The sequence below is a fragment of the Corynebacterium sp. LK2537 genome, from assembly GCF_040946485.1.
GTDB lineage: Bacteria > Actinomycetota > Actinomycetes > Mycobacteriales > Mycobacteriaceae > Corynebacterium.
This window is the reverse complement of the sequence record NZ_JAYWLQ010000009.1, coordinates 58,173-65,292: the sequence shown is the minus strand read 5'-3', so window position 1 is coordinate 65,292 and position 7,120 is coordinate 58,173. Positions and strand designations below refer to the sequence as shown.

General features: G+C 68.8%; 4 protein-coding genes. All 4 read right to left on the bottom strand.

What is annotated here, in order from left to right; translation table 11 throughout:
* Positions 1–338 precede the first annotated feature (338 nt).
* Positions 339–1,376, bottom strand: a complete 1,038-nt coding sequence (locus VVS03_RS10620) for an HNH endonuclease signature motif containing protein (protein ID WP_368520134.1) — start codon at positions 1,374–1,376, stop codon at positions 339–341.
* 89 nt (positions 1,377–1,465) lie between these two features.
* Positions 1,466–2,653, bottom strand: a complete 1,188-nt coding sequence (locus VVS03_RS10615) for an amidohydrolase (protein ID WP_368520133.1) — start codon at positions 2,651–2,653, stop codon at positions 1,466–1,468.
* Between the two features lie 61 nt (positions 2,654–2,714).
* A complete protein-coding gene (locus VVS03_RS10610; RefSeq protein WP_368534516.1) occupies positions 2,715–5,477 on the bottom strand; it encodes an FAD-binding and (Fe-S)-binding domain-containing protein in 2,763 nt (920 codons plus the stop codon).
* A gap of 58 nt (positions 5,478–5,535) precedes the next feature.
* Positions 5,536–7,116 carry a PTS ascorbate transporter subunit IIC gene (locus tag VVS03_RS10605; protein ID WP_368534515.1) on the bottom strand — a complete coding sequence of 527 codons (1,581 nt, stop codon included), beginning with the start codon at positions 7,114–7,116 and terminating at the stop codon, positions 5,536–5,538.
* Between the last annotated feature and the right edge of the window lie 4 nt (positions 7,117–7,120).

The window sequence follows — 7,120 nt, the reverse complement described above, 5'->3', positions numbered from 1 at the left end:
CTACTGATTCCGCCTACTGATTTCCGTAAGAACCATCTAGGTGCGCAATCTAGGCGCGCCGCCTCGGCGCACACCCCAGTCGCGCAGCGCAGGCTCACAACCTTGGTACGCCGAGTAGGCACGCTGAATGGGCGTTCACGGTGTGTTCCGTGGACGCCTCTTCGCGTGTTCTTGTCGCGGTGTTCTTGCTGCTTAGCTGCGCGTTTCCCGCCGGGCTAACCGCGCGCATTTTGCCGTTGCCAAATTGGCAGCCGGGCTGGCTGCAGGGTGCTGGCCTGCTGCCGAGTTAGCCGCTGACCTGGCCGCTAGTTTTGGCCGCAGGGTGGGACGCCGGCGATTTAAGCCGGCACGCGTTCGGGCGGTATCCACACCACCCGGCCACCAACCCTAGCCATCCGGCCCCGAGTCTGCGCCGGGCCTGGCCCATCCTCGTTGGCACCATTATGGTGCGGACACAACGTGGCCAGGTTCGCCGCATTCGTCGGACCACCCGAGTCCCACGACTGCAGGTGATGGACCTGGCACTCATCGGCACCGGCCAAACACTCCGGCCAGGCACACACCGGGTGCTCCATCAACGCCAAACGCCGCTGCTTCCACGACGCCAAACGCTCATCCCGGTAACAATTAACCGGCCCGGCCACCGGGTCAAAGACCCCGACGTAGCCGACCTGCTCAAACGCCCGGGTCACCAACTCCGCACCACTAATCACCGCCCCGTTGGTTAGCTGCACCGTAATATCCGCGGCGTCCTGACCGCCGACGAGGTGGCCGAAGTCCTGAATGTTGAGGACCACGTTGGTGATTACCGACGCGCGCACGCCGCCGCGAGGTCTACTGCCGGCACCGGAACCGTCACCGTCGCCGACACTGGCAGCATCACTGGTGCCGCCGGTGAAGACCGCGCGAGCATCCTCGACGGTGCGCACTTGGGCTTTAATATCGGCGACCAGGCCGGCGTCGGCGATAAGCCGCATCGACCACAAGCCCTCGGCCGAGCGGCGGTAGATCACCCCTGGCTGCGGCGTCGGGGCGGGGCGCGCTTCCTGGATTTTGCGGCGGGCTATGGCGGCCATTTGCTTGGCGTCAGCCGGCTGGGCGGAAAGTTCTTCCATGATGCGCCAGGCATCGTTTTTGTTTTTGACCCGCCGCAGCACCCCACGCAGCACATCCAACACGGGCAGGCAGTGCCCGTGCCGGGCGGCGTTCGCGCGCACCCGGCGCTGGCGGCCAGCGTGCCTGACCGGCCCGAAAAACACCCCGGCCAGGTCGAAAAGGCGCTCCAGCTCGTCGCGGCCGGAGCCGGCGGCCGCGCGCTCGGCATCCCAATCGGCGTGCCAAGCACCCTCCACGATGTCGATTCCGGGCTGGGTCACGGCAGCCACGAACCTAGAAAAACAATCCCCCGATGTCATGCCCCACACCCTAAAACAGGGCCCACCACCCCGCAACCGGGGCAAGAATTTTACTTGCCCAACCAGGCGTAAGCGGCGGTGATGAGGGCCTCGGTGCCGGTCTGCAGGGTCGGCTGCTGGACGGGCGCGAAGAACGGGCTGTGGTTCGGCATCTCCTCGCCCTCCTTGCCGCCGCCGAAGATCCAGTAGCAGTACGGGGTGCCGAAGGCATCGGCGACCACGGAGAAGTCCTCGGAGGCGGTGAACCGGTCGGCGTCCTGGACGCGGTCGCTGCCCAGGTGCTCCTCGAGGGCCTCGCGCACGCGAGCGGTGACGTCGGCGTCGTTGTCGGTCAGCGGGTACTGGTCGGAGAAGCTGAACTCCGGTTCCTTCGGCGAGCGCGCGGCCTCGCACTCGGCCTTCACGATCCGCTCGATGGCCTCGATGATCTTGTCGCGCACCTCCTCGTCGTAGGCGCGGATGTTGATCTTCAGCGTGGCATCAAACGGGATGACGTTGGCCTTGGAACCGGCCTGCACGGAGCCGACGGTGACCACGCCGAACTCGCTCGGGTTGAGCTCGCGGGAGACAATCGTCTGCAGGCGCATGACAATCGAGCTGGCCAGCACGACCGAGTCGACGCTCAGGTGCGGCATGGACCCGTGGGAGCCGGCGCCGAAGACCTTGACGGTCACGCTGGTGGCCGTCGAGAGCACCGGGCCCGGCTTGATAGCCACGCTGCCGGCGGGCACCACGCTGCAGAAAACGTGCTGACCCAGCATGACGTCCGGCTTGGCGACCTTGTCCACCACGCCGGCGTCCACCATGGACTGCGCGCCTTCGGCGGTTTCCTCACCGGGCTGGAAGAGGACTTCCAGGGTGCCGGACCAGGCATCGGTGGCGTCCTTCATGAGGGCGGCCACGCCCATGAGCGCGGCGACGTGGGAGTCGTGGCCGCAGGCGTGCATGACGCCGTCGACGGTGGAGGCGTAGTCGAGGCCGGTGTCCTCCTGGATGGGCAGGGCATCGAAATCGGCGCGCAACATCACGGTGGGCCCGTCGCCGTTTTCTAGGACGCCGACGACCCCGCCGCCGACTTCCACGACGTCGTAGTCGAATTCGCGCAGCTTGTCCGCGATGATCCCGCGGGTGCGCTCCTCTTCCATGCTGAGCTCGGGGTGCTGGTGCAGGTCGACGTACAGCGCCTCCTGCTTCTCGCGAATCCCGTCGTAGCCGCTAACGATGTCCCCTACTGCCATGGGCTGGCTCCTTCCGGTTCACTAAAGCGTACGCAGCCAGCCTACGCCGAAACAGCGGGCGCTAGCGGCTGGCCTTGTCCAGCAGCTCCAGAATGTGGTGGTAGTCGGAGCCGGTCGCCCGCGTTAGCCCCAGCTCGCAGGTGCGGTTGGTGGACGCGTGGTACTGGGCGCCGAATTCCTTGGCCTGGGCGGCCTCGGCGCGGGTGGCGGACGCGGTCAGCTCGGGGTGGAGCATGCCGCGGTCGCCGGCATACCCACAGCAGTTCCAGGCGGTGGGCACGTTGACCTCGCGCGCGGCGGCCCCGGCGACCTTTTCCAGGTCGGGCATGATTCCTAGCTGGAAGGCGGAGCAGGTCGGGTGCAGCGTGACGGACTCGGCCGGGTGCGCAACATCTAGGGCCGGGAGGATGTGCTCGGCGGTGAAGGCGATGGCATCGATAACCGTGACGCCGTGGGCTTCCAGCAGGTCGCGGAAGCCGGCGGTACAGCTGGAGGCGTCGACGACAACGGGCAGCTTCCCGCCGTCGGTCAGCGGCACGACGGTGTCCACGACGCGCTTTTCCATCACGTCGTGGCCCTCGCTTAGGCCCTTGGACGACCACGGGGTGCCGCAGCAGAGCTTGTCGATGCCACCGGGCACCTCCAGCGCCAGCCCGGCGCGCTCCAGGAGGTTGACGAAGGCATCGGTGGCGCCGGGGCCGTCGCCCTGCGGGCCGAACATGGTGTTCACGCAGGCCGGCAGGAAGATGCCGGTCACGGCGGCGCGGTTATCGCCGACGCGGCGGCCCAGGCGGGCGCGCGGCTTGCCGCCCTTAGACAGCTCAGGCTGGTACTGCGGCATGACGTCGGAGCCTACCAGGCGGCGGCCGACGTCGGTGACGGCCTTGACCAGGGAGGTCGGCAGGAAGTGGGCGCCGGTCAGCGCTACCGATGCGCCTTCGCTGACCACCGGCCAGCCCTTCGCCGCGGCCTTCCACCCGGCCTGCAGGACCGGCTGGGCCTGTTCGCGGCGCAGGCGCTTGATGAACTTGCCGGTGTCGATGCCCACCGGGCAGGCGGTGCGGCACATGGAGTCGACGGCGCAGGTCTCGATGCCCTCGTACTGGTAGGCCTCGTCGATCTCGGCGACGGTGGCGGTATCCCCGGCCTCCTCGGCGCGCTTGCGGGCGCGGCGGACGACGATGCGCTGGCGCGGGGTGAGCGTGAGATCCCGCGACGGGCAGACCGGCTCGCAGTAGCCGCACTCCACGCAGCGGTCGATCTCTTCTTCCACGGTCGGGTTGAGCTTGATGTTTTTGACGTGGGCGTCCGGGTCGTCGTCGAGGATGACGCCCGGGTTCATGGTATTCGTCGGGTCACAGGCGCGCTTGAGCTCCTGCATGACCTCATAGAGCTCGTCGCCGTACTGGCGGCGCACGTAGGGCGCCATCGCGCGGCCGGTGCCGTGCTCGGCCTTGAGGTTGCCCTCGGCTTCCAGGACCAGGGAGACCATGTCCTCGTTGAAGTTGTTGAAGCGGCCGATGGCCTCGTCGCCCTCGAAGCGGTCGGTGAGCAGGAAGTGGATGTTGCCGTCCTTGGCGTGGCCGAAGATGACGGCGTCGTCGTAGGAGTAGCGGGCGAAGATGTCCTGCAGGCCGGCGCAGGCGTCCGCGAGGTCGGCGACCGGCACGACGATGTCCTCCAGCAGCGCGGTGGTGCCGGACGGGCGGGCCTCCGCGACCTGGGCGTAGAGGCCCTTGCGGAAGTTCCAGGCGGCGGTGCGGGTGGCGGCGTTGGCGGAGAATTGCGCCGGGGACTGGAGGTTGAGCTCGGCCAGCAGCTTCGAGCCGGCCTGCTCCTTGGCGTTGATTTCGTCCTCGCTGTCGGCGTGGTACTCGATGAGCAGGGCGGCCTGGGAGTCGATGTCGAAGCCGGTGATGGCCTCCGGGACCTTGTCGAAGGTGCGGCCGACGCGGATGGAGGCCGAGTCCATCAGCTCCAGGGTGGCCGCGCCGGTCTCCAGCAGGTCGGGCAGGCTGCGGGTGGCGGCGTCCACGTCCGGGAAGACGGCCACGGAGGTGGTGGTCAGGCGGGCGATCGGCACGGTGCGGAAGACGGCCTCGGCGATAAAGGCCAGGGTGCCCTCCGAGCCGATGATGAGGTGCTCCAGGAGCTTCGCCGGGGTCTCAAAGTCCAGGAAGGAGTTCAGGCCGTAGCCCATGGTGTTTTTCAGGCTGAAGTGCTTGGTGATCTTCTCCACCGAGGCCGGGTTGTCCACCACGCGGCGGCGCAGGCGCTGCAGGGTCTCGAAGAGCTCCGGCTCCTGCTGGGCCAGCTGCTGGTCGGCGTCCGGGCGGGCGGTGTCTAAGACGGTGCCGGACGGCAGGACCAGGGTCATCGACTCCAGGGTGCGGTAGGTGTTCAGCTCCGTGCCGCAGGCCATGCCGGAGGAGTTGTTGGCGATGACCCCGCCCATCGTGGCGGCCGACTCACTGGCCGGGTCCGGGCCCAGCTTGCGGCCGTACAGCCCCAGGCGGGCGTTGACCTGGCGGACCGTGGCGCCCGGCTGGACGCGCACGCGCTCGCCACCATCCAGCACCTCGATGCCGCGGAAGTGCTTGCGCACGTCCACCAGGTAGCCGTCGCCGGCGGACTGGCCGGCCAGGGAGGTGCCGCCGGAGCGCAGGGTCACCGGGATGTTGTTGGCACGCCCGGCGCGGAAGGCGGCGGCGACGTCATCGGCGTTTTTGGCTTCGATGACGGCTTGCGGGGTGAAAAGGAAGTGGGAGGCATCGCTGGCCGCGGCCACGCGATCGATCAGGGCGGTGTTGACGTCGAGGCTCATGCCTCAATTACACGCCCGCCGGCACACCCCCGCAAGTAAGGAGGGGGTTAGAACGGGGCTAGTTCCGGGGCGCGGGCGGGATCGGCGCTCCCGCCGGCGGGGTAATACGCGGGTAGTGCCGCCAGGTGCCGCGGCGGGCGTCGGCCCCGGCGGAATTCCCGGCGGCGGCCCCGGCATCGGTGGCGTCGTCGTGCGCGGTCGGCGCGGGGCGGTGCGGGGTGGGATCCCAGTGGGCATCGACGAGCCGGACCTGGCAGAACCAGCCGAGCGCCAGCACGGCCAAGCCGACGAGGCCGACCAGGAGGAGGCCCACTACCCCGCCGGGCGCCGAGGCCCAGCCGATGAGCATGCCGAACCAGCCGAAGTCGGCGTCGCCGAAGGTGGTGTTCGCCGCGCCGAAGGAGCCCAAAACTCCCAGCAGGAAGGCCGGCAGGAAGGTAATCAGCAGGCCGTTGACGAAGCCGCCGGCGGCCGCGCCGCGCCGCCCGCCGGTCGCGTTGCCGTAGACACCCGCCGCGCCGCCGGTGAAAAAGTGCGGGACCAGCCCGGGGAGGATGAGCGCCACCCCGAAGGCCGGGCCCAGCCACAGCGACAGGACCGCCAGGCCCACCAGCCCGCCGGCAAAGGAGGTCAGGAAGCCGACCAGGACGGCGTTTTGGGCGTACGGGAAGACGATGGGGGCATCGAGGGCCGGGATGGCGCCGGGCACGACCTTGGCGGCAATCCCCTGGAAGGCGGGCACGAGCTCGCCCAGGATGGTGCGCACGCCGAAGAGGATGACGGCGACAGCCACGCCGAACTGCAGGCCCTGGGTCAGCGACTGCATGAGGAAGTTGCCCACCCCGGTCGCGCCGTCCTCGAAGGCGGTGAAGGCCTCGTCGCCGGCGCGGGCCAGGAACAGCAGGGCGAGCACGAGGTACATCAGCGCCATCGACAGCGCCGTGGCGATCATGGAATCGCGCAGGAAGCGCAGGCCCTCCGGCAGGTGGAGCTGCTCGGTGGAGGCGGAAGGCTTGCGCTTGCCGCCGACCAGCTTGCCCACCGCGCCGGCGGCGACGTAGCCGGCGGTGCCGAAGTGCCCGATGGCCACGGAGTCGTCGCCGGTAATGCGCCGGGTCCAGGGGTGCGCGATGGCCGGCAGGGATACCATCAGGATGCCCAACAGGGCGGCGCCGAAGACGATGACCACCCAGGCGCGATAGCCGGCCGGGGCGAAGACCATCGTGAGCAGGGTGGCCATGAACAGCACGTGGTGGCCGGTCAGGAAGACGTACCGCAGAGGCGTGAACCGGGCCAGCAGCAGGGAGACCACGAAGCCCAGGATCATCACCCAGGCGACCTGGCTGCCGAACTGCTGCTGGGCGATGCCCACGATGGCCTCGTTGGTCGGCACCACCCCGTGCGCGCCGGTGGCGCCGGTGATCATGACGCCGAGCGGCTCCAGGGAGGCGGTGACCAGCCCGGCGCCGGCGTTGATGAGCAGGAAGCCGAGCGTGGCCTTGATGGCCCCGCCCAGCACCTGGCCGATGCCCCGGCCCAACGCGGCCAGCCCGATGGCGGTGATGATGCCGATGAGGAAGACCGGCACGGCCAGGATCTCATTGACCACAAAGTTGGCTGCGTCTACCAGGATGTTCATGTTT